Source organism: Streptomyces sp. NPDC051664, assembly GCF_044453545.1.
GTDB lineage: Bacteria > Actinomycetota > Actinomycetes > Streptomycetales > Streptomycetaceae > Streptomyces.
Window position 1 is genome coordinate 1 of the sequence record NZ_JBITCU010000127.1, and the last position, 1,392, is coordinate 1,392.

A 1,392-nucleotide genomic window follows, 5' to 3' on the forward strand; every position below is an offset into this window, starting at 1 on the left:
ACCGACGCGACCGTCCTGCCCACCGAACTCACCGCATAGCCTCAAAACGAGATCACCGAGTGGCCGTCGATACACCACTCCAGCGGACGCGACCTGAGTGCGGTCAGTTATGACCGCTGCCAAGTTGTGTTCTCCCTCAGCGGTTTCGATGTCCGTGGCCTGAGCCATCTGCACGGATCACCTCTCATCTCATCGCGGGCCCACCAGCCCTGGAGAAGACCGAGGGCCGTGCGGCTCGCTGGGGTTGCGAACGGCTGGTGGGATGTCGTGCCTTGAGCACTTCCATTAGGGAGCACGCGCACCCTGCACAGGCTCTGGCCTGCAGAAACACCGTGATGAAAGGAGTGCTGGATGGAAATCGTCGGGCTGCCGAGCCCCGTGTTCTGCGGCGTGGACTGGGCCGAAGACCACCATGACATCGCCCTTGTCGACGCTGGCGGGAAGCAGCTGGCCAAACTGCGGATCAGCGACGACGCTGCTGGGTTCGCCCAGCTCACCGGACTGCTGGCGGAGCACGGCGACACCGAGGAAGCCCCGATTCCGGTGGCAATCGAGACCTCGCGGGGGCTGCTTGTCGCCTGCTTGCGGGCCACCGGCCGGCAGGTCTTCGCGATCAATCCTCTGGCGGTTGCCCGCTACCGCGACCGGCATTCTGTCTCGCGGAAGAAGTCCGACGCTGTCGACGCCGCCACCCTGGCGAACATTCTGCGCGTTGACATGGCGGCCCATCGTCCACTGCCTGAGGATTCCGAGCTTGCCCAGGCCGTCGCTGTGCTTGCCCGGGCTCAGCAGGACGCGGTTTGGGACCGCGGCCAGGCCCACAACAAGCTCCGTTCCCAGCTGCGGGAGTTCTACCCGAGCGTCCTTGTCGCATTCGCCGACAAACGCGACGGACTCTGTTCCCGCGAGGCCCGCACCATCCTCGCAGCGGCTCCCACCCCCACTTCGGCAGCGAAACTCACGCGCCGACGACTCCAGTCCCTCCTCAGACAGGCAGGCCGACTCCGCGGCATCGAAGCAGAGGCCGACCGGCTTCACGAAGTCTTCCACCGCGAGTACCTCCACCAGCTTCCGCAGGTCGAGGCCGCCCTCGGACACCAGACATCCGCCCTGCTGAGCCAGTTGGACACTGCCTGTCGCAATGCCGACCAGCTGGAGGAAACGACGGCCGAGGCATTCGAGCAGCATCCGGACGCACCGATCATCCGCAGCTTTCCCGGCCTCGGCTCCCTGACCGGGGCCCGGGTCCTAGCAGAGATCGGCGACGACCGGACCCGCTTCGCGAACGCTGGGTCATTCAAGGCCTACGCCGGAAGCGCACCGGTCACCCGGGCGAGCGGCAAGAGCTGCGTGGTCATGAGCCGCAGGGTCAAGAACCAGCGCCTGGCCGCA

Annotated in this window: 1 protein-coding gene; it reads left to right on the forward strand. The window is 66.2% G+C overall.

Annotation, left to right across the window (positions count from 1 at the left end; translation table 11 throughout):
* Positions 1-351: 351 nt before the first annotated feature.
* A partial coding sequence (locus ACIA8E_RS41965) for an IS110 family transposase (protein ID WP_399307381.1) occupies positions 352-1,392 on the forward strand: 1,041 nt, incomplete at its 3' end.